The following is a 25,836-nucleotide window of genomic DNA, read 5'->3' as shown; positions in this document are numbered from 1 at the left end:
AATCCTGTTTAGTTGGCCGTACTACGACCAATAAGGCGTTCAAGCTCGATCCACTTGTTCCAGTAGTCGCCTTGTATTTCGATAAGTTGGCGCTTGATATCAGCAACCTCTACCTGCGCGTCTAACCATTGCAACAAAGTGTACTGTCCAGCCTCGTAGGCTAGCTTTGCGGCGCTTTGGTAATTTTGTGCTTCGGGTAATAGCTGCGTTTTGATACGAGACATTTGCGCCTGATCATTCAGCAGAGACTGCCGCAACAGCAACAAGCGTTGTTGCAATTGCCAACGCAATTGCGCCTGTTCGGCCTGCTTAATTTGCCAGTCGCTGTGGCTAAGTTTGATATCCGCTTTGGCGCGTTGGGCCTGCTGTAAGGGTATAGAAAACTCAAACAACAGAGCTTGATCGCGGCTAGATTGAAAACGCCGCAGGCCTACTCCCACGTTAAAATCCAGCTGCTGCAAGCTATTGCTTAGCTGCCAAGCCGATTGGGCCACCCGGCTCTTGGCACTTGCCACTAGATAATCAGGTGCGGAATCTAGGCCTGACAATATATCTGCTTTACTTGGCGCCTTAGGTAGCTCGGCTAGCAGCTCTACTCGCCACTGCCCGCCATCAGCAAGTTCAGTTTCCGACGTATCCACGCCACTCCATAAGCCTTGCAAACGCATGCTCTGAACAGACAATTCCGCCTGAATGTTTTTCTTTAAGCTCTGGCTCGCTTCAACTTGCAGGCGCATTTTATGTTTATCGGCCTGATTAATAGCCCCAGCTTTTGCCAAGCGTTGAACCGTTTTTAAAGCGGCAAGTTGTTGCTCTAAGTTGTCTTTCGCCCAAGCTTCAAGCAATTGTAGCTTCTGCAATTGAAAGTAGTTTCGGCGAGTATCAGCCAGAACCTCAAGCTTTAAGCTCTGGTACGATTGCTGCTCTAACTGCAACTCACTATCGACCAATTGTGTACGTTTCTCGGCTTTGTCCGCTGATTCAAATAAGCGCTGAACCATAACACTGATTTCGGCGCTATCGATGTCACTGAATTCACCAGATCCCAAAATATTTTCAGCCGCTACGCTCAGCTCCCAGGCCGGCTTTCGGCTGGCGATTAGCTTCTTAAGATCGTACTGACGTAAGTACATTGGGTATTGAGTCAAGCGCGGGTTTTGCTCCAAGGCTTTCGCTAATGCTTGGGTCAAGCCAATTTTTTGGATTATCAGCCCTTCAGCGAGAGCGGTTTTTGATTCTCCAATGCTCTGAATATCATCGGCGGTAGCAGCCGTCGACAAGTCGCTAAACGACAGAGTCAGAAGCAATAACCCACACAGGCTAAAACCAGCCTGTTGCTTCGTTTTCTTTCTAAAAATCATATATAACTCCACAAGGCAGCCGCCAGCAAGGGGCGCAGCCTAATTCGGTTTAAACCTAAATAAGGAAAATATCGAAGGAGTTAAACAGTCGGTGGAGGAACCGGTGGAGAGAAAGCCTGACTTAGGTAGGCTGGGATTCGATTATGAAGAATATCCGGCGCACTGCTGGTAATAACGTCTAAGGGCGCGGGCATGGACTCCAATTGTAAGTGGACATGATTACCATCATCATGTTCATCGCTTGCAAGATCCAGTGCTACAGGATTCAGAGTATCGCTGGGTAAATAATGGCTTTGACTTTCTGAATGGCCACCGCTCGCTTCAGCGTTACTAGCTAAATCACCAGACTGGGCAGTTAATGGTTCAAGGCCATCATCTAAATGGTGATCTTTCAATAAATCACTCAAACCCACAAACAGCTGCTCATCGGCATGCAAGTGAAAACCTTCACCTGCGTGATGATCCAGATCGGCCGCATAGTGAAAAGCCGCAATGCTATTAATTAGCATATGGCTGAGCACCATGAATGTGATAAGAAAGCGAAGAGCCACAATGAGCACCAGTAATTTGATGGCCGCAAGATTAACAAACTCCCCCTGCCAACACTAGCCCTAGAATTCACGGATTTACAGAGCTTTACTCATTTTCTGCATATTTACTGCACGATTACCGCGCAATATACATCCGACAAACAAACACTAATTACGTTTATCCGCTTCACCTGCCGTTAATCTTGATACCAGACAATGGCATGGAACTGAGTCGTAGATAGCTAATCAAACGGCCATATTTGAAGTAAATGAGGTTCTAATTATGTACTTTTCCAAATTCAGCAAAACCCTGCTACTGGGCTTCTCTAGCGTTGTATTGCTTAGTGCCTGTGCTGGAACAGGAAGTCAGCAAGATAGAAACAACACCGCGATTGGTGCCGCGGCGGGTGCGGTAATTGGAGCGCTGGCCGGTGGTCAAATGGATAATGACGGCAATCGTGATCGTGGTCGCATTGTTGGCGCTCTGGTCGGTGCCGCTGCTGGCGCGGGCGTTGGCAAGTATATGGATAATCAAGAGCAAGCCTTTCGAGATGAGCTTGCTACCGAGCAGCGTAATCGTGAGATTGAAGTTAAGCGAGTTAAAGAGGATACGATTCAATTAGTCCTCAATAACGAGGTGTCATTTGATTACGATTCCGCCAGCATAAAACCAGGCTTTCGTAATACGCTGAATAAAATGGCACAAGTATTAGATAACTACCCGAATACGACAATTACCATCGTCGGCCATACTGATTCTCAAGGCAGTTCGAGTTATAACCAAAACCTTTCTGAAAGGCGTGCAGCCTCCGTTAAAACTTATCTATCACAAAAAGGAATTGCCTCATATAGGGTCAGCACCGAAGGCCGAGGCGAAGACGAACCAAGAGCCAGCAATACCACAGCTGAAGGGCGTAGCTTGAATCGCCGCGTTGAAGTATTTGTAACTAGCACTGGCGTGTAGGTTTATATCTGTTTTCTGGCGACTGCCTATTCCCTGTAATTCGTCCCTCTTAATCTCCCCCTTGATTAAGAGGGTACGCTAGCACTGTATTCTCTCCGAGCAGTTGCTTAGCTACCCTTCAATCGTTTTACAATGGCAGCCGCCAGACTTTAATTTACCATAAGAAATTTCGATTCAAGACATCAGCACGACTCTATTTCTACCAAGACTCTTAGCTCGATAAAGTGCCTCATCTGCCTGATTGATCCAATTATCATAACTGTTCGCCAAACTACAACACACGGCCCCGACACTTGATGAAGTGCCGATCACATCACAGCTCTCTATTCGTGCTCGAATTCTCTCCAGCATCTCCTGCGCCTGTACAATACTGACATCACGAATCAACAATAGCATTTCATCGCCCCCCAAGCGAAACACCATATCACTCTTGCGACTGTTTTCTTTAATGAGCTTCACCAGTTCCACTATCGCCACATCGCCTGCCTGATGCCCTCGCTCATCGTTTATCTTCTTAAAAAAATCAATGTCAAATATAGCAACCACCGAACGTTTAGCATTGCGTTCATAACTGCCTAGGGATTCATTTAGGTAATCGTCCAACAAACGTCGATTGAGCGCACCTGTCATTGCATCTTTGTTCGCCAGCTCGCTAAGCAGGAACTGAGCTCGCTGTATTTTTCTCGCCAATAAACTTACCAAGTAAAAATTTACAACGAGTGCAATCAAGACTCGTATCGCCGGATAAGGCTCTAAGCTATAGATGCTCACCCCGCCATAACACAGCAGAACCACCAGCGACATTGCGAAGGCCAACTGCCTTGAAAGCAAAAAGTAGAAGGCTGTAGTGATGGTAAAGGCCCACAAAACCGATACCAAGCCGTGATAAGCAATGGGAATTGAAGTCGCCAGTACCAGCAGAGTCGTCACCAACACTATTACCCACGTAGGTAGCGGCTTACCCTCTCGAAACATGTACCACATGCTCGGCACAAAGGCTGCCAGAAAAAGAAGATTAATGATCAGCAAGGGCCAACGTTCATGAAGGTAATTGTGAATAGAGAAAGGTATGAATATCAATAAACAAAAGACTGCCAGGCCTTTTACAAGCCGCTGCTTGTGAATATTTGCCGCCGCCAGATTATCGCTTGATTCCCACTCTGAAAGATCTAGGTCGTATAGTATTTTTCCCTGTGACACTCAGCAGCCCCATAGCTAAAGTCGAGTTTAGTTCGCGATTGTTGTTCTTCAACTCTAAATCGAGCTGGGCTAAGCGCCATTTTTCTCTGCCTCCTAATACAACATGGCAAGAACGCTGCAATGCCAATCTTACTAAAGCCATACCGTCTAATAGAGCCGTATGCTAAGTATTGAAGACGAGGAAATTAAGAACTTCCTAATACTTTAACCAGAGTTGAGCCAGCAATGAATCACACTATAGTTGTAATTTTCAGGGTTTCAAAAGATTAAATGAGATTATTATTTAGACTTTCAGCAGCGGGCAATCAACAACTTTTGGGCAATTATATTGTAGATGAAGTTTGAGGCGCTCACGTAATGTTCTACTTTAAGCGCAGCTGTAACCCAAACACCGCTAGATTTTCGCCATGGAGGCTAAGGAAGTTTTCGGTTTTCTCTATAATTTCAAAACCCTGCTTTTGCAATATATGTAAAGAAGCGGGGTTATTCTCTAAAACCTTCGCCTGTAATAGCTCTAGGCCCAATTCTTTTCGGGCCACTTGAAGCAAACACTCTAAGCAATAACTGGCCAAGCCTTGGCCGGTATAACTCTTCGCAACACGGTATCCAATCTCTCCTCTACCATTATCAATGCTCTTAATATTGGCTCGGGCTATGATGTTGTTAGAGTGACAAAGCACATAGGATCGCCCCCGCCCTTCTTTGAGCATATATATTGCCTGCTGAATATGATCAGCAACGGCATCTATTGAATAAAAACTTACAGGACGAGCCTCGATAAGCGATTCAAACCAAGAACGGTTTTGAAGCTCAAACTGTAGTAAGGGCTCAACATGATTGGGAGCAAGGGCTTCAAATTGGTAATCAGCACTCATAGCAATGGAAACATATAATCGAGAAAACAGTGGGCTAGGCTTAACTTGCACCAGCCCCATTATTATCGACCGCTTACTAGAGATTAACAACCGAATTGGGCGCCCATTTACCCTGCCAAGGTAAAGCCGCTTCGAGCTCATAAGCTAAGGCCAACAGCTTTGCCTCTTGACCATAGCCTGCGGTGAATAGGCTACCTATTGGCAAGCCGGCATCACTCCAATGTAGGGGCAATGACAGTGACGGTAAGCCTGTGGCATTCGCTGTTGGCGTATGGCTAACATAGGCGACGCTGCTTTCTAATAGGTTTTTAGGATCGACCTTAGGGCCATGCTCACCCAGTTTAACTGCCACTTGGTTTAATACAGGGCTTAAGTACACATCATATTGTTGATAGAACTTAGCGGCGCTTTCGGCGAGTGTTTTAAAATAGGCCACTGCCTTTTGGATGCTACCTTCGGGGCGGTTTTTATACATCTCGATCAGATAAAAACTCATAGGCTCAAAATCACGTGAATCAATGGCACGCCCTAGTAATGCTTCCGCTTCTACTTTTTTGGTAGCCGGTGATGAAGACCACAAACTTAAGAAGTGGTACATCAACTCTTCGCCATTGAGCTCAAATTTTTTCTCTTCAACATGATGCCCCAAGCCCGCCAAAAGCTTCGCGGTTGATTCAATAGCCTGCTTGACCTCGGCATGGGGTTGTAAACCATTAGCATCCTCAGTGTGGTAGGCAATTCGTAAACGCTGCTTACTGGCAGCCGTTACATAGCCAACCTTACCGCCTTTGAAATCTGGTCTTTCAGTAACGGCTAAGAAGGCTGCGGTGTCTCTTACGCTATGACTTAAACAACCTTTAGAAGATAAAAAGCCAGTTTTTAAACTGCTGTATTCACGATAGCGACTGTACTTTAAACCCACCAAGCCACATTGACAGGCCGGCACTCGAATAGAGCCACCACCGTCACTGGCCGTAGCAATGGGTACAAGACCAGCCGCAACAGCAGCTGCAGAACCACCACTGGAGCCACCAGGGCTGCGAGTTAAATCCCAAGGGTTATGGGTAGCGCCATATAGCATCGGCTCTGTCGTTGCCACTAAACCAAATTCAGGGGAATTGGACATCCCCATTAGCACAGCGCCCGAGCCATCAATGGATTTTTGCAAATCATTAGCTGTTTTTGGAATACGATTTACAAAAGCCCGAGAACCACCCGTAAAAGGGACATCTTTATAGGGTGCAAGATTTTTATAAACATAAGGAACCCCAGCAAAAACACCTTGAGGCTTGGCCTTCGACGCTTGCTGCCTAGCAATATCGACTGTTTTGATCACCACCGAATTGATCTTTGGGTCAAGTGCTTCAATACGAGCGATGGTGTCATCAAGCACCTCTAACGCACTCACCTGTCCTGACCGGATGGTTTCTGCAAGACCAAGCGCATCCAGTTTAGCCAGTTCTGAGCTGGCAAGTTTGGGCTGACTCTTTGCCAAAGCATTCGCTGCAATCCCTGTACTCGCGCCAGCAGCCATTGTCGCTACTGCACTGTGTCCTAAGAAATCTCTACGTTTCATCATGGTCCTCGCTTAACTCTATTATTCTCGGCAGCTCATCGATACGCCGGTTGATTTGTCACCACAGATATTGCTGCAAAAACACACAACATGAGCAATTGCTCAGATGTTAAAATGCAGCTAAGCTAAAGTCAATCTTTCGAGCGACCAGAGCGCGAGGTACACTAGCGATTGAACGCTATTGGATAAAATGATGAGTAAGAAATCTACCGCCGTTGTGCGCCGAAGCCCAAGCACTCCAAGAGGCGAAGAGTCAGTCGCAAAGATTTTGGATGCCTGCCGCGAACTATTAGCAAGCGATGGCTTTGCCAAACTCACCACCAATCACGTCGCCCAACAGGCTGGACTGAGCATTGGCACTCTATACCAATATTTTCCCAATAAAGAATCCATGCTATACGCCTTGGTAGAACGCTGGTATCAGGCCCTGAACAAGGAGTTCGAAAGTGCCGTTGCCAGCACTGAGGAAAACGGAAAAGAAAGTGATGACATCTACGAGCTGATGCGTCGCATTTATATTCAGATATTAGAGCGGCAATACCAGCACTATAGAGCCTACGCCGACATCGATAAGATCGCCGCCTCTATTCCCGAGCTAGCGGATCTACAGCGCAGTCATAATCAGCAGTTCGCAGAAAGATTACTCGCTCTTTTTGAGCGCTTTGGTTACAGCAGCAACAAGCAAAACCTTAAGCAGCTCAGCGTTTTCTTTCATCAACTAGCCGTGACTATGCTGAATCAAACCGCTTTACAAAAAGGAAAGGCTCGTGAAATCAATTTAGAACTTTCACTGAGATTGAGTGATGAAATGGTTAAAGCGGCGATTGAAATGAGCCAGGAATAATAAGCGTGTAGCAGAGCGGTAAAAACACCAAGACCAACTAGCAAGCATCACTCAGGTCTTTTTGCATAACATCCAGTGGGTAGCCTTTATAATTACAGCCTTGCAATTTAATCCAGCCAAGTTTTTCATAAAGTGGGCCGGCATGCTCCGTCGATAAGTACAATGTGCTAAGCCCTAAGCAACTGGCCTCCTGCTCGCAATGTTGCACCAACAAACTAGCTAAACCTCTGCCGCGAGCTTGTTCTTTTACATAAACGGCCGCAAGCCATGGGCCCATATGAGCAAAACGCTCATCTAGATCAGACTCTACTAAGGCTGCCGAACCTAATAACTCGCTGCCCTCTATCGCTAAATATAGCGACGGGATACCACTTTCTTTCGCAGAATCCATTAAAGACTGCTTTTGATCGGCTACGGTTGATTCCGGGCTAAAATGACGCCACTCCTCGTAATGCAAAGCCGCAAGCTCATCAATAAATTCTAAGTGATTGGAAAGTGGAACGATTTGAATCATTGGGTAGACCTTCTTCCAATAAAAAGGGCTCTTGCCACTAACAAGAGCCCTTATTTTAGAGCCAAATTACTTAAATTTCTCAATAAAGTAATCTGTAATTTCAGTAAACACGTGTGTACGCTGACCATCACCGGTAATGCCATGTTTTTCGCCCGGGTAAGTCATCAAACGGAACTTAACACCGTTTTTCTGCAGCTTGGCCATCAAGGTAGTGGCGTGGGTAAACAGCACATTATCATCCGCCATGCCGTGGATCAGGTATAAATCTGAGCTTAAGCCATCTAAGTGCGGGAAGATCGCACTGTTTTCATAGCCCGCGGCATTTTCCTGAGGCAAGCCCATATAGCGCTCGGTGTAGTGTGTATCGTATAGCATCCAGTCAGTAACAGGCGCCACTGAAACACCGGCCGCAATTTGATCAGAGGCTTTAGATAGCATCATTAAAGTCATGTACCCGCCGTAGCTCCAACCAAAAACACCGATACGTTCTGGATCAACAAATGACAGAGTTTTCAGATATTGAATACCCACTAATTGATCCACCACTTCTGGATCACCCATATTTTCGTAAATTGGATCTTCAAACTTTTTACCACGACGCTCAGAGCCACGGTTATCTAGGGTAAACACCACAAAGCCCTGCTGCGCCATATATTGATCGGTCAAACCCCAACGGCCATCCCAGCGACGCTGCACCTGCTGCGAACCTGGCCCACCATAAACACGTAGGAACACTGGGTACTTTTTGTTTTTGTTTTGCGGCTCATCAAAACCTTCAGGCTTTAACATCTGGTAATAAAGATCACCACCCAAGCTGGTATTTAGCTTGCCATATTCAGGCTGTTGCAAACCTTTAAAGTAAGGAAATAGGGCATGGCCATCCTTCACTTGATTCGCCGCTAGATTAGTAATCAATTTACCGCTGGCTTCATGCAAACTCACCTGACTTGGAATCAAATCGTCTGACCATGAATCGATATAAACGCTGGCATCTTTAGCAAAGCTGACATTATGCCAACCGCGCTTGCGACTGATAGACGTTAGGTTTTCACCATTGAAGTCAACACGGTATAGCTGTTTTTCCAAGGGTGAAGATTTAGTCCCGGTAAAGTAGATTTGTTGCTGCTTTTGATCAACGGCCTCGATCTCATCAACCTGCCAGTCACCTTGGGTGATGGTATTTTTCAACTTACCTTTAGCATCATACAGATACAGATGTTTAAAGCCGCTACGCTCACTGGCCCAAATAAAATCACCATTTTTAAGAGGGCGTAAATCTTCATGTAGATTTACCCAAGTCGTTGATTCCTCACTCAATAGAGTTGTCGGCTTACCGCCTTTTGCGGAATACAGCAATAAATCAAGACGCTGCTGCTTACGGTCCTGACGTTGAACCAAAACACCTGATCCATCGGCCAACCAGTTCACTCGAGCTAGGTAGATATCTTTGTTTTCACCAAGATCCAACTCAATCGGGGCACGCTTATTTTCTGGATCTAAAATCGCCAGGCTGATTAATACATTGTTAGTACCAGCTCCTGGATAGCGCTGTGAAATAACCTCAGTGCGATCGGCATAGATTTCTGAGCGCTTGGCAATTGGCACAGGTGACTCATCAAACTTGGCCGCAACGATGGCATCTTCATTTGGAGACCACCAATAACCCGTCATGCGCTTCATTTCTTCCTGGGCAACAAACTCTGCCATTCCCCAAGCTTCATCCTTGTTTTTTGTACGGGTAAGTGGTCTGGCCTTGCCACCTTTAGTATCTGCAACCCATAAGTTGCGCTCACGAACAAAGGCAACATATTTACTTTTCGGTGACAGCTTTGGATCAGTCGCAAAGCCCTCGCCATTGGTTAGCGCTCGGGTATTCTTCTTGGCAATATCGTAAAGGTATAGATCACCTGATAAAGGAAAGAGCAACTGCTGGCCATCGTTTGAAAATTGATAGCTAACAATGCCCGACAAGCTAGAAATACGAGCACGCTCGCGACGAGCCTTCTCTTCATCCGACAGCTCTTCTTCAGCTCCACCACGCAGCTTTAAGGAATCCACCAACATATTGGTTTCACCACTGGCGATATTGTATTGCCAAAGATCCATTCGGCCGGCATCATCTTCCCTACCCTGTAGAAATGTGGCTCTTTGGCCATCAGGGGAGAGTTTTAAGCTTCGTGGTGCCGTACCCGATAAGTCAGGGTCGTCAAATAGACGCTCGATGGTCAAAGGCTCAAACGCCATGGCCTGCACACTGCTCATTAAGCCCACCCCCAATAGCAACTTTTTCATAGCTTTTCCTAGTAATAGATTAACTGGCCGAGCATAGCGCTTGGGGTTTTGGCAGGCAAGCTCCTAGGTAACTTCAGTAAACAAGTTCGTCAAATTTTGGAATCGATACCATTTCTGGCAGATCCGACCGGCTGCAATGGCTAAGGTAGGCTCTGCTGGGTACGCAAAAAGCTGGGTCCGTCCAAGCTCGCCTCCTCCTGGATTCGCACCGTCCAGGTGCTCAGCCTTCGGTCAAGCCCAAAATCCCTCCAGGGGATTTGGTCAAGTCGGAGACGCCCCAGCAGAGCCTACCTTAGCCATTACAGCCTACATATGATTTAGATAGCCAGTTACGACGGTTATACCAACAAGGGATAGCAAAGTGGCTTGCCTAGAGGAAGGTTCTTTGTGGAACAATAAAGAGCGAGCGCTGAGTGAGCTAAAAAGACAAGCGTCTTTTTGCTTGGCTTTTTAGGGAACGAAGGTAGCCGGGAGGGCCGCCGCTCGTGGAACAAAGGACCTTCCTCTAGGCAAGCCGCTTCGCGGTTCAATTCACCTCCGCTCCTCGTGCAACAATGCTTCATGATGGGGAGAACAAACTGAGGCTCAGAAAACAATAACCGTCATATCTACTGAAATGCCATTAATTCCAAGCTGTATTTACAGAGATATTGCAAGCTAGCCCAAAACAGGCCAAGCTAAGCGCCGAATTAACCTAGGATGTGCCATTTAGTGGCCACTCTAGCGGGCCCACCGAATTGGAGACCATTATGCAACTGACATTACGTCATACCTGCCTGGCCGCACTTGTCGCGGTAGGCGTAGGCTGTACAGAAAAAGATCAAACACCAGCCACCGTAACTGTTGAAGACAACCAAGCTGCCGAACAAGCCGCCACCACAGCGACAGCAGCCATGGAAGAAAAGGCTATCGAATCTGGCGTCGATTATCACTCCTACGCCAACATGCAGGACTATCGCGTACAGCATATCGCCCTAGACCTAGATGTAAATTTCGACAACAAAAGCATCTCTGGCACCGCAACGCTGGATATTGATGCCTTAAACGACAGCGGCAAACCATTGCTGTTGGATACTCGCGCACTGAGCATCAATGCCGTAGACGGTTTAGATGGCCCACAAACCGCCGCCCTAAAATTCAACATGGGTAAAAAAGACGATCACCTGGGTACCCCACTATCCATTGATTTGGCCGGCCAGAAGAAAATCCGCATTAGCTACAGCACCGCCCCAGAAGCTTCCGGTGTGCAATGGCTAACTCCTGAGCAAACTGCCGGTAAAAAGCACCCCTTCCTATTTACCCAGGCTCAAGCTATCCACGCACGTAGCTTTGTACCGCTACAGGATTCACCAAAAGCTCGTATCACCTATAGCGCCACCATCCGTACACCAAAAGATTTGCTAGCGGTAATGAGCGCCAACAACGACCCTAAAACCGAGAAAGATGGCGAATACCAGTTTGAAATGCCACAAAAAGTGCCTTCCTATTTGATCGCACTGGCCGTTGGCGACCTGGAATTTAAAGCCATGGGTGAGCGCACTGGCGTTTATGCAGAGCCAAGCGTTTTAGAAGCCGCCGCCAAGGAGTTTGAAGACACCGAAGCGATGCTGATCGAAACCGAAAAGGTTTATGGCCCATATCGCTGGGATCGCTACGACCTATTGATTTTGCCACCTAGTTTCCCATTTGGCGGCATGGAAAATCCACGTCTAAGCTTTATTACACCTACCGTAATTGCTGGTGACAAAAGCCTTACCGCTTTGATTGCACACGAACTGGCACACTCTTGGTCTGGTAACTTAGTAACCAATGCTTCTTGGCGCGATCTATGGTTAAACGAAGGCTTCACCACCTACTTAACCAATCGTATCATGCAGTTAATTTACGGTGATGACCGCTACCGCATGGAAATGGCTCTAGGCTACGAAGATCTAAAGTCAGATATGGCCGACCTGCCAGATTCTGCCGAGATTATGGCGATTGATTTGCGTGGCAAAGATCCAGATGCAGTATTCTCAAACGTACCTTACGAGAAAGGCTCGCTATTTCTATACGAGTTAGAAAACACCATCGGCCGTGATAACTTCGACAAGTTCCTACGCAGCTATTTCGATCACTTTGCATTCCAGAGTATCACCACAGAAGACTTCTTAGCCTATGTGGAATCAACGCTGATTGCTCAGTACCCAGACAAGCTTTCAAAAGAGCGTTTCGAACAGTGGATCTTCCAGCCAGGCTTATTGGCTGATGCACCGAAGCCTCAATCACCAGCTTTCGACAATGTCGATAAGCATCGTAATGGTTGGTTAGAAGGCAAGCAGGAGCTAGCCGCTATCGACATTAGCAAGTGGACCAGCCACGAGTGGAAGTACTTCCTAAATGGTATGCCTGAGACGCTAAGCCAAGAACAAATGGCAGCGTTGGACGGTGCATTTAATCTAACACAGGCAGGCAACAATGAAGTCGCCCACAGCTGGTTAATGTTGGTTGTGAAGAATGACTATCAGCCGGGCTTTGAACGCGTACACAGCTTCCTAACCAGCATTGGCCGTAACAAATTCTTGCGTCCTTTATACCGAGCTTTAAAAGAGAACGGTAAGCTAGAATTGGCCCGTGAGATCTTTAACGAAGCTAAAGTGGGTTACCACCCACTAAGCGTTAAAGTGAACAGCGCGATTTTGTATCCAGAGCAGTAAAACTACTCAGAAATCGTTAACAAAATACCTAGAAGATTAACAATAAACCCCAGTCAATTGACTGGGGTTTATTGTTTGGGGTACTTGTATTCGCATCAGCGTGCTGAAAAGTTGAAACTGGTTGTAATGCAATTTATGGATTACCCCCATTCCTGACGGTCATTAAACATAGTTCTCTATCTAAGCCACGGATGTAAGAGTCTAGCGTGGAGCAGTGATTTGGAGCGACTAGGCTCCTGGATGGAACGGGTGGCTGCATGGATGCAGCGTTGGAGCGGAAAAGCACTGCTCCACGCTAGAATCTGGTCAGATAGCAAAACATAAAAGCGGACGCGTATTAATCAATCTTCTCAATCGTAGTAGTAGCAATAGGCGATTGCACCATACGCTTTTTGCCATCTATGGTGGCGTAGAATACGTAATAGCCTTTTTCTGGAACAGATGTCACCTTACCATTGCGCACTAAGTAGACCTTATCATGGCCCGCAATATAGACCTTAAAATCACCGCCTAGCATGGTATCCATAGTGCGATTGGCATTGTTGATTTTATCGCAAGCTGCCAAGGTCAAAACGGTTATTGCTACCAAGGCTATTCGCTTAAAGTATGTGTTCATATCCTAATCCCTTCCTGTATAGATTCTGTTATTTGATCGTTAGCTCTATTAAAGACTACGCTTCGGGTTCACCAGCAAATTAGAGAAGATAAAACCTGCAACTAGAGACATCAGAATTAAAAAAGCCTGGCTGCCAATTTGATCGGAAGGCACGATCTGCTGCCCACTAACCACAGTATTAATACCAATATAAATCTTACTGCCGGGTACTAAGATCACCATGCCTTGCAAGGTCACGACAATAGCGGGCGACTTTAACCAGCGAGCATAAATGTTGCCGTAAATACCCACTGCTAAAGCACCAAAGAAAGTCCCCAATGCCACACCAAAAACTTCAGCCGCCATGATACTAACGCCATAGGCAATGATGCCCGATAAAATACCCCAAACACCATCGCGCAAACGTGCTTTAAACATAATAACGAGACTGGCCGAAAGCATCAGTACCGCCGTCCAAGAAGTCCACCATGGCAGTGGTGCACTGGCTTGATAGCTTACTTCTCCCCAGCATACATAGGCCAAAGCCATACCTAGTACCGCACCGAAATACAGCTTAAACATTAGCATCAGGGCATCCATTACCCTAGCTGTTCCAGAGGTGAGTTCTCTTACGGACAATTCAGCTAAGCCCACGGTTAAAGCCAAGCCCGGTATAAAGGCGATGATGCTGGCCAAGACCACCAAAGATGCATTGAGATGAAAATCGAGTTGGGAAATACCAACAGCAATAAAGGCCGCCAACATGGCAGATAATGGTTCGAGTGCGTCCGCTAAGCGTTTTGAAAACTGGGCAGCGTAGATCAAACCGTAAACCAATAGGCTGATGCAGAAGGCGACGACTACATCGTCCCAGCTGGTACCCATTAGCATTGCAAAAGCACCACCAGATACGCCAAAGGCGATGAGGTTTAACCAATGGGGGTACGGAGGTGGCCGGCTGGTAATATCTTCCAAACGCGCTAAGGCATCCGCTAAATCGCGTTCGCCATTAATTAACTCATCGACCAATTGATCGGTACGCGCCAAAGAACCCAAGTCGAGCTCACCGGGTTTTACCCGAACGGTGTAATGATACTCTTGATTGCCCCGCTCGCCCTTCGGCCACAATACAAAGGTTAATGCCGTAGGGGCCACCAGGAAAGAACCCTCTAGTTCCATCGCGGCTGCCAGATTATTAAGGTGAGCCTCCAAACGATGGGCAGGCGTACCAAATTTGTGCAGCGCTTTTGCCAAGCGGATCAAAAACTTACGTTTGTTTTTAAACGAAGCGGACGTCATAAGCTAACTCAAACTGATTCTTGCAAGGTTTTGCGAAAGACTAAAACCCCACATTCGCTGCTGTGGGACCATTGTAACAGTGGCGGCGATTGTAACGAGTTTGCTATAGGGGTCAATGTACTAATGAAAAATCACTGACTAAGGGCCTATTAATACTAGTCAAGTATCAATCGTCAGTGAGCCATCCATTAGCTAAAGCTAAATCTATCTGCTCTAGGGCATATGCCCACAAGCGTGGAGCGCTATGCTCTAAATACTGATTGCGCTTTAAGACTTTGCTGCGGCTCACTTGATGGCGGCGCCAACTGCCGCCTTCATTGTTCATATTCTGAATCAATGGCAGCAAGCAATCCATCGCTTTCGCAAAGCGCGCATCTGCCGATTCGGCATCTTCATACTCTTGCCATAGAGCCCGATAATCCATGGCTTGTGAGCTGGGTAGCAAGCCAAATAAGCGATCGGCGGCCTCACTTTCTTTATCAGCTTTGGCCGCAATATCAGCGGCGCTGGCGAAGGCAAAGGTATCGCCAGCATCGATTTCAACAATATCATGCAGGAGCAACATCAAGCAGGCTCGATTGATATCAACCGGTTCACCCACTAAGGGCGCAAACACATGTGCCATTAACGCGATATGCCAGCTATGCTCGGCGCTGTTTTCAAAACGATCACCATCTTCCTTTACCGTCGTTTGACGATACACGGCCTTTAGACGATCCATCTCTGCAATAAAGGCTAGCTGTTGCTGTAATTGTTGTTGAAATTGTGGTTCTTGCATAAATCAGGGTCCATAAATAACACTGCCTACAGTGTAGCTTATTTAGCCTACAGATTTCTTACGCTTTGCTAGATTTCAGTTAGCTTTCATCTAGCTTAGGGCTAGGTAAACTTCGGCGTAACACGAAGAAACCTAAGAGCCCCGAAAGCAGTGAACCAAATATAATTCCTAAACGCTCATCAAACAGTAGGTTTACACCCGTTTCTTCGAAGGCTAAGGAGCCAACAAATAAACTCATGGTGAAACCCACGCCACATAAACAGGCTGTGCCGTACAGTGCCCACAAATTCATACCCTGGGGAAGCTTCGCCAAGCCGGATTTTACCGCTAACCAACATAGGCCAAAGATGCCGAGCTGCTTGCCCGCAAATAAGCCCAGAGCGATACCCAGTGGCACAGGGTGCAGGAGCTGCTCAAAGCCAATACCTGCTAAGGGCAAGCCAGCGTTGGCGAAGGCAAAAACCGGCAAGATAAAAAAGGCCACCGCACTGTGCAGATCATGCTCTAGATCTTTCGCCGGAGAGCTTCCGTCTTTTGCCGTCATGGGAATAAAGAAGGCCAGCAATACGCCAGCAATACGCCAGCAAGAGTGGCGTGCACACCAGACTTTAGCAAGGCCACCCACATCACCAAACCGATAGACAAATAAATACTTTTGCTCTCTACGCCCGATTTATTCACCGCGTATAAAATAACAAGGCATACAGCCGCAATAATTAATGCTGTAGCTGAAATTTTTGCGGTGTAGAAAAAGGCGATAATTAAAATCGCACCAATATCATCAATGATCGCCAATGAGCTCAGAAATATTTTTAAGCTAAGGGGCACTCTAGGCCCTAGCAAGGCTAGGATACCCAATGCAAAAGCAATATCGGTAGCGGCGGGAATAGCCCAGCCTTTCAATGCGATAGGATTCTGCCAATTTATCGCGGCATAGATTGCTGCTGGAACCAACATCCCACCTATGGCGCCAAGTGCCGGTAAAAGAATATTAGCCGGCTTTGAAAGCTGCCCTTCCAGTAACTCTCGTTTTAACTCCAGCCCTACCATAAAGAAGAAAACCGCCATCAGACCATCGTTGATCCACAGCAATAAAGGCTTGGCAATGCCGTACTCACCTAACTGGACACTAAAGGGTAATTGCAAAATACCTTGATAGTATTCATTCAGTGGCGAATTAGCGGCCACCATTGCCAGCACGGAAGCCCCCATCAGCAGTAAACCTGCTAAAGCCTCCATGGAGATAAAGGATTGATCGTCTTTTAAAGAGTTATAGCTGTTGTGTTCCATGGCTTTCCATTCATTAGGCATATCACTTCATAGAATGCCTGAAGTTTATGCTTCAGCAGAGGAAAACCGGGCAAATTTTTGTAAATTGGCCCTACTGCTTATTTGGTTTAATTCAGACCAGTAAAATGATTGCGCTAAGCCCGCCATGCTAGGAAGTTCGGATGAGTTTTCTTGGACTTAAATGACCAAATTTTATCCTACTCGGCCATACTTCAATGAGTTCAAGCTTGTTAGCATAAGGCTATCTAGGAGAGCCCCCTCAGACAACTATAAGAAAAGCACGATATGAAAACAGCTTGTGAAAGTACAGTAAGGCAGCTCAACATAGATGGCCGCCAACATTCCTTTATCGACCAAGGTGAAGGCCCTGTCGTTATTCTCTTGCATGGCTTCCCGGATATTGCTGCCACCTGGCAGGCACAAATTGATGCGCTGGTGCTTGCCGGCTATCGTTGTATCGCACCGACTTTACGTGGATATGAAGAAAGCTCGATAAGCCAGAGCTATTTCGTTTTGGATTCCGTGGAAGATATTCGTGCCATACAAAATCAGCTGCACATCGGCAAGTTTCATCTCATTGGTCACGATTGGGGCGCAATTATTGGCTACGCTTTTGCGGCGCAGTATCCAGACGCCCTTCTTAGCTTAAACTGCCTAGCCATTCCTCATCTCTCGATTTTTAATCAGGGGCTAAAAGAAGTCCCTAAACAACGCCGAAACAGTGCTTACATTGCTTTCTTTCAGCTACCATGGATATCTGAGTGGTGGTGCCGTCGTAACAATTTTGCATTTATCGAATGGCTATGGCGACGCTGGTCGCCCAGTTGGGATTTTTCTCAAGATGATATCGAGCCTGTAAAGCAGGCACTGTCACAGCCAGGCGTACTTAAGGCAAGCCTGAACTATTATCGGCATTTATATCGCAAAGGCCGTGAAGCTAGCCAAGTAGCCAGCGTTAAAAAAGTGTCCGTCCCCTGCCTAGTTCTCGCCGGGGAAAACGATGGCTGTATGGACGTGCGATTGTTTGAAATTTTACAGCGCAAGAAGCCATTTTGGGCGGACTATCAATTGCATATTATCGATGGCGCTGGGCACTTTATGCAAAGAGAACAGCCTGAGAAAATCAACCGCTTAATTTTAGAGTGGATCAGAAAATTTCAAACTTAAGCACTCGAGGAATTTAGAATCAGCCACCGAAACAATATTGCTAAAAGAACCACATCCATAAAGCCACAGCGATCATCAAACTACCTGAGATTCGATTGAGATATTGCGCCCCATTATCCCTCTCTAAAAGATACCGCAAACTGCGCCCGCCGCTGGCATAAATAGTCATAGAGACAAACTCACAAATCGCAATTAAAACCAACATAGTGAGCAACTGAAACGTTATTGGGCGATCGAAATCCAAAAACGGCGGTAGAATAGAGATATTAAAAGCCCAAGCCTTTGGATTGGAGCAGGCGGTCAGTAAACCCTGCATAAATAGATCGCCCCGCCCGGGTGAACGCGCTTCGCCCTGCACAAAAGCTAACTTGCCTTTGGATAGCCAGCATTGAAGTCCGATATAAAAAAGATAAGCTCCACCGGCAATTTTAATCAGCGTAAAAGCTGTGGGCCAGCGCATAAGCAACTGAGCAACCCCTAACACTGCCAACGCTGCCACAGAGATCACACCGAGCAACTCACCGGCCATCATCCACATAGTACGACGCACACCAATCGCCATGCCCAAAGTGAGGGCCAGGGTCATACACATTCCTGGGCTAATCGACACCAAGAAAAAGGTGGGTACAAATACCGCTACTAGCGCCCATTCCATCGTATTGAACTCTCGAATTCTGTAGTCTTAAGCACGCTGCAATTGATAATAGCCATTGTGCTGATGCAACTGCAATGACAGGCCATAAAGCTCACTTAATAGTTCAGCCTTAAGTACTTCGTTTTTAGGAGCATCGGCTATAATTTCTCCATTACGTAAAAGAATGACGCGCTCTATTTCAGGGATTATCTCTTCAATATGGTGGGTACAAAGCAATATACCCTGCTCTAATCCAGCTTCGTTTGCTGGTCCGTTTTTACAAAGCGCTGACAGCTGGTCTAACAACTCATAGCTGGCCTTTACATCAAGGCCGGCGGTTGGCTCATCCAACAATAGCGTTTTGGGCTGGTGAATCATGGCTCTTGCCAACAATACTCGGCGCTGCTGGCCGGTGGATAAATGGTGAAACTTACGTTCAGTCAACTCCTCCAAACCTAATAACTTCAAGCTCGCCAGAGCTTGCTGATAATGATGTTCTTCCAATGGATAATGTTGGTATAGCAATCCTATAGCCCCCACAAAACCAGAAACCACCACCTCCAAGGCAGTACTCACTACATTATAGGAAGCCTGAAGATCGTGAGAGACCATGCCTATTTTCTGACGGAGCTCGTCAACCTTAACGGTTTCGCTACCATTGATTTTTACATAGCTACCCGCATTCACTTTTGGGTAAATCTCTCGGCTTAGTAGCTTTAATAGGGTAGATTTCCCCGCGCCATTTGGGCCCAAGATTGCGATTCTTTCGCCTTCTTCAATGGTTAAGTTTAAATCGGCAAACACCTGATGGCTGCCTTGATAGGCGCTCACATTTTTAATTTCTAGCAAGGCGGGCATTGAAGACGTGACCTGAATCGTTTTAAGCAGGCCGCATAGTAACGAATTTTGAAGCTTGCGAACAGCCATCGAGCGCTTACTCTCTAGCAGCGATGGCTGTGCTTGTAGTTGTGATTGTAGTTGTAGTTATAGCGAGCACATAAGCTGATGCCGACTTACTGCTGAGCTGACTTAATTTTTTGCGTCAGCATCAGCATGTCCCAACCCTTAATCAATTCAAATTTCATAAATGCCAGCACCCCATGCATTAGAACCAGAACTCGCTCATAGTTCTTCGCTGGCTGAGAAAGACGATCGATAGCAGCCTGGTAACCCTGCTTTTCATATACAGCCAATAAATCTACTGCATGCTCCTCAGCGGTTCTAACACGCGCTACAGGCTCATAGCCTAAGGCTTCCACTGTCGCTTCTGCCAAGGTCCATACCGACCAGGGGTTCTGCCCGGAAATAATCTGACCATCTCGCACAACCAACTCCAGATAGTCCGCACCGGCGATAAAGTTTGCACCCTGTTCGACTAACTTTGATTCCAATAAAAATGGAAATATTTCACGAGCCTCCGGGATCAAAAACAACTCTTCACTATTAGTAAAGCTGCTGACTTTCTTATCAGCTATCAGCCAGCTGCCATCGCTAAGCTGCACATTAAGCAAAGCCGCTGGGCCATGACATACGGCGGCAATGACTCGGCCAGCTTCATAGAGATCTCTAACAAGGTTTTTTATGGCTTTATGGCCAGGAAAATCAAACATAGTGCCCTTGCCACCGACAAAGTAGACCGCTTGATAGTCAAGTGGATTGATATCATCAATGCGCAGGGTATTTTCCAATTGCTGTTGCACTGAGCTGTCATTGAGAAAGGCATAATCAAATACCCCCATATCATCACCATCTAAAACTTTTGGGGCATCGCCACCAAGAGGGCTGGCAATGTCCACCTCAAAGCCATTCGCCTTAAACACCCAGTAAGCACGAGCCAGCTCGGTCAATTCATACCCCGTAGATTTCCCACTCGCACCCATCTGATCAACACTGGTCACTACCGCTAGAATCTTCCCTCTGTTTTCCGGCTGAGCTTGATTTAAATAAGGAATATCTTTCACTTCAGCTGTTTTAACTCCCTCGTAATGGGAGGCATCAGGCAATAGGCTAAAAAACCACTTACCGGCTGCAAATACGCTTGCTATCAAAATAGCTAAGATTATCAAAATTTTCTTTAGCATGATTTAGCTCTCTCTTTTCGATACTTCACTTGGCGATCAGTGAAGAAGAATGAATACGATAGAGACAGCTTAAAGAGGGGAAAGTGAAATCAGAGTGAAATTTTTACGCTAAATAGACCATCAGCCTGCTGAATTTGATAAGTCATTTTCATAGCCTCTAAAATTCTAGCCACTAAATACAAGCCTTGGCCAATGCCCGGACTATCGTCACCTTTTACACCGATATCTAAAAGGTTAGCTGGCATCGCTTTATTACTTTGATTCTGAAATATCAACATACCGTCATCCACAATAATGCTTAGCTGATTAGAATCGCCGTGATACAAAGCATTATTGATTAGGTTTGTGAATAACAAAGCCAGCAAACTGGAGTTTGCGTTTATTGCTAAACGCTCTGGGACCGCCATGTTTAGATCAAGCTCTTTATTGGCCGCCAAGCTGCAATCCATCAACGTTTGCTCCAAAACAGGCGCAAGGTAAATAGATTCTTCGTGCAGGCTTTCCTGACGAGCCAATGCCAGCAAGGTATCGACAGTCTGCTGCATTTGCTGATCAATATGACGCAACTGCTGTATATCGGATTCCGTCAATGGTCGCCGCTCTGCCAAGGTTAAGGTATTACTCAACACCGTCAATGGCGTACGTAACTCATGGCTAACATCACTGCTAAAGTCTCTTTCCCGCTGCAAGGCCCTAGCCTTTTCCTCAAAAGCTTCTGACAAGGTTTGCGATAAATAACCCAGCTCATACTGTAAGCTTGGCAATGGCTGCTTCTCCTTTACCGCCCCAGCCAATTGCAATACCGGCTTTACTGTTTTCGATGTCATCTTTAGAGCGAGTAAAAAGGCCAACAATAAGGTAATCACAAAGCCCGCAAGAAATAGCTGCAGTAATACCGGGCTTTTACTCACTACCAGTAATGCGGAGACTTCAGCAATAAGGTATACCTGCTGCCCGCCTTCCAGTTGAATCAACTGGTAGTGATAGTGCTCATCATCGCTCGTAAAAATTTCATTATCATCAGCAGCCACTTCGACTATCGCTTTGCCGAAGTTGTTTTTAAGAACTTGCTCTAATTCTGCAGCTACATCCAGACCAGAACTGGGGTGAATGCTCCCAAAACTTAAGCGGCTTTCCGGTAATTTCCCCGTCGACTTGTGATGTTCTTGAACATAGCTCGCTTCTATTTTTAGCAAACTATAGATCATATGATCTTCCACCACATATGCGATGATCGTAGTTAACGCCAAGTACAGCAGCCCCATGCCAACGGCATAACCCATGAACAGCAAAAGAACCTGTTGACGCATACTCTTAATCACCGTCATTTGCTAACTCCAGTTTGTAGCCAAGATTCATCACGGTTTTTAACATCGGTTTATCAAAGGGCTTGTCGAGCGCTTTGCGTAATGAATAAATGTGCGATTTCAACGCATCGCTATCAGGAGGAGAATCGGACCACAATTTATGGCTCAATAGCGAGCGGCTGACTGGCTGAGGATAACTCTCCACTAAGAGGCTAAGTATTTGAAAGCCTATACTTGTCAATTTTAAACTTTGGCCTTCACGACTAGCCTGCTGTTGACCTAGGTCCAGCTGTAGGCTGCCAAGATTTAACTGTTGGCTACGATGCAGTTGATTGCGTCTGGCCAGAGCTTGACAGCGCAAAAGCAACTCCCGCAAATCAAAGGGCTTACTTAGGTAGTCATCTGCTCCCAGCCCAAAACCCGCCGCTTTATCCGCGTAGCTGTCGCGGGCCGTTAGCATTAGAATTGCTGGTATCACTACCGCTTGTTGCTTAATCTGTTCGCAGACCTGCAAGCCATCGATGTCTGGTAAATTTAGATCTAAAAGAATGACATCAAAAATCTCATTCAATGCCAGTTCAATGCCATGCTTTCCACGCTCGGCGTAATCTACATCACAATCATGCGCAGCCAGAAACTCCATCAACTGAGTGGCGATAGCCTTGTTATCTTCAATTAACAGTATCTTCACAAGTCTGCCTTTCTACTCTTTCAAGTTTTTCCATCACACGGCGCGGCTTATAGGCATAGCATCACCAAACGTCGTGATACTATGATATCTACATAGCCAAGCGTTACAAGAATAGAAGATAAGAGGTGAAATTAGGGTGAAATGCCCCTGCCCAAATGATGGCAGAGGCATTCTTTCACAAGTAACGGCACTTAAGCCGCTATCGAGGAGAAAAAGATAGTTAGTATGATAAGCGGGCAAACATACTTCACATAGTTAGGCCAACAACGCCAAAACGCACTATTTGCAATATTTGGGCTACCTTTTTGCAACTCACTCAAGAGCAAATGACGCTGCCATAGCCAACCGAGATAAATACAAAACACTAAGCCCATTAAGGGTTGCCCAAACTCGGTACTAGCGCTAACAGCCAGGCCAAATAAAACGTCTCCCTGCCAGATGAGCAATAAACTCACGCTTGCAATCACCAGCAAACTCAAAATTGCAGCCTGCCGACGGCTGCAACCGCTCTGCTCAGATAAGGTCGCCACTGGTACCTCCAACATCGATATTGAGGAGGTCAAAGAAGCCAATACCAACATGGCAAAGAATAAACTGCTTAGCACAATGCCAAAAACACCTAAGCTTGCAAACAGCTCGGGCAATACGACAAAGACCAGCTGAGAACTAGCCAAGAGCTCACCTTGTGAGTCATAAATTTGCACACCATTATTCATAGCTACATACATAGCAGGAATAATGAGTAAACCGGCCAAAAAAGCGATGGCAACATCCACTAAGGTTACCCAAGCACCTAACTTTGGCAGCGACTCTTTTTGCTTAACATAAGAGCCATAAATTAACATTGTGCCGACACCCAATGATAAAGAAAAAAACACCTGCCCCATGGCGCTAAGCAATAAATCCCCCTGCCATATTTTACTGAAATCTGGCAAAAGATATGCTTTTAAGCCCTGCTGGGCGCCAGCCTGACTCACTACGATCGCAATCAGCAATAGTAGTAAAACAATCAACATTGGCATTAAGCGGCGTGACCAAGCCTCAATGCCAGAGCTGACGCCTCGCATTACAATAGCAAAGGTTAAAGCCATAAATAGCAGGGTAAAAAAAGTGCTGGCACCAGTGCCGGAGAGCAATCCGGTCTCTATTCCAAACAAGCTCAATAGAGATTCTAAGCACTGGCCCAGCATAAGCCCTGCAATTACCCCATAGAAACTTAGGATAAGGCCGGCAACCACTACACCAAGGTAACCAAATAAGTAGCTTGCGCGGCGACTAATAGGCCCCCGGGAAAGCTTTTCAAGTGCGGCTAAGGTATTGGCCTTCGCAAATCGCCCAATAGCAAGCTCGGTCATGAGTACCGGATAGGCGATTAAAAAAGCCAACAGCAGATACACCAATACAAATGCTGCGCCACCATTAGCTGCCACTTGAGAAGGGAAGCCCCAAATATTTCCTAGCCCAACAGCTGAACCGGCAGCCGCTAGAATAAAACCCATTCGAGAACTGAACTCGCCACGAGAAGCTGCCACGCCATCTACTCCTCTTTTGCTGCTTTGCTTCGAACAAAGGGCTTTTGCCAATTAGGAAAATATTGCTGGTAGAATTCGTTACGCCCGCCATACTCCAAAACAGCCCTGCCAGTGCCACCTTTCCATACATCGAACTCTGGGCTAGCATGGCGATCGAAAAAATCTCGTAACTTCTCCGTCAACTCTGTGGCTTTGCTTTGATAAGCCGCTTGCTCGATTAAATTATGGTATTCCCCAGGATCACTACTTATTTGATAGAGCTCGTTTGGACCACCAGGAAAGCGCTTTACCAGCTTCCAACCGTCACTTCGAATGGCCCGCGTGCGCATATATTCGAAGATAATATCTGCAGGCTTAGCCGGTTTTGCCTGCCCTTTAAAAAAACGACTGAGATCGCGACCTGGAGACGAAGCCAACTGTTTTGCATCCAAGCCTACATAAGCCAATAAGCTAGGCGCTAAATCAAATTGATTGACAGGCTCCTTGCTTTTTTTAACTTTGATTTTTCCAGGGTGGCGCAAAATCAATGGTACATTCATATTTTCATCGTAGGCCGCGGTAGGTAGAGAAGCTGAGCTATTACCCCATAAGCCGTGCTCACCTAAAGAGGCACCTTGATCCGAAGTAAACACAATCAAGGTATCTTTATCTAAACCTTGGGCTTTTAAGGCTTGCATCACCCGGCCGATGCCCTCATCCACCATGCTTAGTTCTGATGCGGCGTGACGCATCGCAGTGGGATTGTTTAAGGATTTCACCATCCCCCAGGCGACTTCAGCCCAACGGCTTTTGTGTCCCTCTTCTGCTCGCCAGCCCTTTAAGAATTCGCCGCCACCATCATCGCTTTGCAAGGCTCGGCTGACAAAGTTTTCTAGATATGGATGCAAGGGGTCTTTGGCTGTTGGAACTGGGTTTCGACGATAATAATCGGCGTATCTATTTTGCGGTTCTTCCAATACTAAGGGCGGAAGCAAGTAAGGTCCGTTATACGATAAATATAAAAAGAACGGCTGCTGCTTATCTTGTTGAGCGATAAAATCTACGGCCTTATCAGTCCAATAGTCAGTGAGGTGTTTTTCACTGCGATACTGCTTACCATTATCGATAACCGCCATATTGTGAAAGCTGCTGGTATGACCACTGGCGAAGGTTACCCAGTGATCGAAAGACATTTGGGCCTGCTCTGGTGTTCCTAAATGGTATTTCCCAATTAGAGCTGTCTTGTATCCCGCCTTGGACAGCTCGCCCGGCAGACTTGGATATTCAGCCAAAGCTGACCACTCTTTTAAGCCAACCTCAGAAGGTAGTGCATTATGCACACCGTTTTGCGAGGGCATTAAGCCACTTAGCAAGGTGGCTCGCGTAGGCGAGCAAACACCGCTACTGGCGAATGCCTGATCAAGTTGCAAACCTTCATTAGCCAACTGATCGATATTGGGAGTAGCAATATATTTATTGCCATAACTCCCAATCATTTTTGCTGGAACATTATCTATCACCACCATGACAATATTATCTGCTGCTTGCACGGCGACATAGGCAGGGCAAAGCAACAGCGCAAGCAATGCTTGGCAGACTCTTATCAACATAATTTCACTCACTAAAACTTG

Annotated in this window: 23 protein-coding genes; 4 read left to right on the top strand and 19 right to left on the bottom strand. The window is 46.4% G+C overall.

What is annotated here, in order from left to right; translation table 11 throughout:
- Nucleotides 1-8: 8 nt before the first annotated feature.
- Both Q1A08_RS08935 and Q1A08_RS08930 read right to left on the bottom strand, forming a co-directional pair.
- Complete coding sequence (locus Q1A08_RS08935) at nucleotides 9-1,361, bottom strand: TolC family protein (protein ID WP_299772001.1); 1,353 nt, start codon at nucleotides 1,359-1,361, stop codon at nucleotides 9-11.
- Between the two features lie 80 nt (nucleotides 1,362-1,441).
- Entirely contained in the window at nucleotides 1,442-1,870 is a 429-nt protein-coding gene (locus Q1A08_RS08930) for a hypothetical protein (RefSeq protein ID WP_299771999.1), read from the bottom strand.
- Between the two features lie 304 nt (nucleotides 1,871-2,174).
- On the opposite strand from Q1A08_RS08930, the gene Q1A08_RS08925 reads away from it, so the two are divergent.
- On the top strand, nucleotides 2,175-2,855 hold the full coding sequence (locus tag Q1A08_RS08925) for an OmpA family protein (protein WP_299771997.1): 681 nt from the start codon (nucleotides 2,175-2,177) through the stop codon (nucleotides 2,853-2,855).
- 174 nt (nucleotides 2,856-3,029) lie between these two features.
- On the opposite strand, the gene Q1A08_RS08920 is transcribed toward Q1A08_RS08925, so the two are convergent.
- From Q1A08_RS08920 to Q1A08_RS08910, 3 genes are all read right to left on the bottom strand, one after another.
- Nucleotides 3,030-4,055, bottom strand: coding sequence for a GGDEF domain-containing protein (locus Q1A08_RS08920; protein WP_299771996.1), 1,026 nt, complete (start codon nucleotides 4,053-4,055; stop codon nucleotides 3,030-3,032).
- A 362-nt stretch (nucleotides 4,056-4,417) separates the two neighbouring features.
- On the bottom strand, nucleotides 4,418-4,990 hold the full coding sequence (locus Q1A08_RS08915; RefSeq protein ID WP_299771994.1) for a GNAT family N-acetyltransferase: 573 nt from the start codon (nucleotides 4,988-4,990) through the stop codon (nucleotides 4,418-4,420).
- Nucleotides 4,991-5,006: 16 nt separating this feature from the next.
- Nucleotides 5,007-6,509 carry an amidase family protein gene (locus tag Q1A08_RS08910; RefSeq protein WP_299771992.1) on the bottom strand — a complete coding sequence of 501 codons (1,503 nt, stop codon included), beginning with the start codon at nucleotides 6,507-6,509 and terminating at the stop codon, nucleotides 5,007-5,009.
- Nucleotides 6,510-6,699: 190 nt separating this feature from the next.
- Between Q1A08_RS08910 and Q1A08_RS08905 the strand changes: the two genes are divergently transcribed.
- A complete protein-coding gene (locus Q1A08_RS08905; RefSeq protein WP_299771990.1) occupies nucleotides 6,700-7,350 on the top strand; it encodes a TetR/AcrR family transcriptional regulator in 651 nt (216 codons plus the stop codon).
- A gap of 37 nt (nucleotides 7,351-7,387) precedes the next feature.
- Here the strand turns inward: Q1A08_RS08905 and Q1A08_RS08900 are convergent, their stop codons facing one another.
- Together Q1A08_RS08900 and Q1A08_RS08895 are read right to left on the bottom strand one after the other, a co-directional pair.
- Complete coding sequence (locus Q1A08_RS08900) at nucleotides 7,388-7,864, bottom strand: GNAT family N-acetyltransferase (protein WP_299771988.1); 477 nt, start codon at nucleotides 7,862-7,864, stop codon at nucleotides 7,388-7,390.
- 66 nt (nucleotides 7,865-7,930) lie between these two features.
- Nucleotides 7,931-10,156: a S9 family peptidase gene (locus Q1A08_RS08895; RefSeq protein ID WP_299771986.1), complete on the bottom strand. Its 2,226-nt coding sequence runs from the start codon at nucleotides 10,154-10,156 to the stop codon at nucleotides 7,931-7,933.
- A 749-nt stretch (nucleotides 10,157-10,905) separates the two neighbouring features.
- On the opposite strand from Q1A08_RS08895, the gene Q1A08_RS08890 reads away from it, so the two are divergent.
- On the top strand, nucleotides 10,906-12,852 hold the full coding sequence (locus Q1A08_RS08890; RefSeq protein WP_299771985.1) for a M1 family metallopeptidase: 1,947 nt from the start codon (nucleotides 10,906-10,908) through the stop codon (nucleotides 12,850-12,852).
- Between the two features lie 337 nt (nucleotides 12,853-13,189).
- Here Q1A08_RS08890 and Q1A08_RS08885 read toward each other — a convergent pair whose 3' ends face one another.
- The 5 genes from Q1A08_RS08885 to nhaA form a co-directional block, all read right to left on the bottom strand.
- A complete protein-coding gene (locus tag Q1A08_RS08885) occupies nucleotides 13,190-13,468 on the bottom strand; it encodes a hypothetical protein (RefSeq protein ID WP_299771983.1) in 279 nt (92 codons plus the stop codon).
- A 48-nt stretch (nucleotides 13,469-13,516) separates the two neighbouring features.
- A complete protein-coding gene (locus Q1A08_RS08880) occupies nucleotides 13,517-14,746 on the bottom strand; it encodes a threonine/serine exporter family protein (RefSeq protein WP_299771981.1) in 1,230 nt (409 codons plus the stop codon).
- Nucleotides 14,747-14,912: 166 nt separating this feature from the next.
- A complete protein-coding gene (locus Q1A08_RS08875) occupies nucleotides 14,913-15,524 on the bottom strand; it encodes an HD domain-containing protein (protein WP_299771979.1) in 612 nt (203 codons plus the stop codon).
- 79 nt (nucleotides 15,525-15,603) lie between these two features.
- Nucleotides 15,604-16,068 carry a Na+/H+ antiporter NhaA gene (locus Q1A08_RS08870; protein WP_299771977.1) on the bottom strand — a complete coding sequence of 155 codons (465 nt, stop codon included), beginning with the start codon at nucleotides 16,066-16,068 and terminating at the stop codon, nucleotides 15,604-15,606.
- Nucleotides 16,065-16,835 (bottom strand): Na+/H+ antiporter NhaA, encoded by a 771-nt coding sequence (nhaA, locus tag Q1A08_RS08865; RefSeq protein WP_299771975.1) that lies wholly within the window; start codon nucleotides 16,833-16,835, stop codon nucleotides 16,065-16,067. Before nhaA ends, Q1A08_RS08870 begins: the two co-directional genes overlap by 4 nt.
- 264 nt (nucleotides 16,836-17,099) lie before the next feature.
- Here nhaA and Q1A08_RS08860 point away from each other — a divergent pair, with 264 nt between their 5' ends.
- Nucleotides 17,100-17,981, top strand: coding sequence for an alpha/beta hydrolase (locus tag Q1A08_RS08860; protein WP_299771973.1), 882 nt, complete (start codon nucleotides 17,100-17,102; stop codon nucleotides 17,979-17,981).
- A 40-nt stretch (nucleotides 17,982-18,021) separates the two neighbouring features.
- Here the strand turns inward: Q1A08_RS08860 and Q1A08_RS08855 are convergent, their stop codons facing one another.
- From Q1A08_RS08855 to Q1A08_RS08825, 7 genes are all read right to left on the bottom strand, one after another.
- Nucleotides 18,022-18,636, bottom strand: a complete 615-nt coding sequence (locus Q1A08_RS08855) for a LysE family translocator (protein ID WP_299771971.1) — start codon at nucleotides 18,634-18,636, stop codon at nucleotides 18,022-18,024.
- Between the two features lie 27 nt (nucleotides 18,637-18,663).
- On the bottom strand, nucleotides 18,664-19,542 hold the full coding sequence (locus tag Q1A08_RS08850; protein WP_299771969.1) for an ATP-binding cassette domain-containing protein: 879 nt from the start codon (nucleotides 19,540-19,542) through the stop codon (nucleotides 18,664-18,666).
- A gap of 86 nt (nucleotides 19,543-19,628) precedes the next feature.
- Nucleotides 19,629-20,696 carry a type 1 glutamine amidotransferase domain-containing protein gene (locus Q1A08_RS08845; RefSeq protein ID WP_299771967.1) on the bottom strand — a complete coding sequence of 356 codons (1,068 nt, stop codon included), beginning with the start codon at nucleotides 20,694-20,696 and terminating at the stop codon, nucleotides 19,629-19,631.
- A gap of 89 nt (nucleotides 20,697-20,785) precedes the next feature.
- Entirely contained in the window at nucleotides 20,786-22,024 is a 1,239-nt protein-coding gene (locus Q1A08_RS08840) for a HAMP domain-containing sensor histidine kinase (RefSeq protein ID WP_299771965.1), read from the bottom strand.
- The gene (locus tag Q1A08_RS08835) at nucleotides 22,011-22,694 is read right to left on the bottom strand and encodes a response regulator transcription factor (protein ID WP_299771963.1); all 684 of its coding nucleotides are present in this window, start codon (nucleotides 22,692-22,694) and stop codon (nucleotides 22,011-22,013) included. Before Q1A08_RS08835 ends, Q1A08_RS08840 begins: the two co-directional genes overlap by 14 nt.
- Before the next feature lie 191 nt (nucleotides 22,695-22,885).
- Complete coding sequence (locus Q1A08_RS08830) at nucleotides 22,886-24,226, bottom strand: sodium-dependent transporter (RefSeq protein WP_299771961.1); 1,341 nt, start codon at nucleotides 24,224-24,226, stop codon at nucleotides 22,886-22,888.
- Nucleotides 24,227-24,231: 5 nt separating this feature from the next.
- On the bottom strand, nucleotides 24,232-25,815 hold the full coding sequence (locus Q1A08_RS08825; RefSeq protein ID WP_299771959.1) for a sulfatase-like hydrolase/transferase: 1,584 nt from the start codon (nucleotides 25,813-25,815) through the stop codon (nucleotides 24,232-24,234).
- Nucleotides 25,816-25,836: the final 21 nt, after the last annotated feature.

This window comes from uncultured Pseudoteredinibacter sp. (genome assembly GCF_947500695.1).
GTDB lineage: Bacteria > Pseudomonadota > Gammaproteobacteria > Pseudomonadales > Cellvibrionaceae > Pseudoteredinibacter.
The sequence above is the reverse complement of the archived record's forward strand: the minus strand, read 5'-3'. Positions and strand labels throughout refer to the sequence as shown.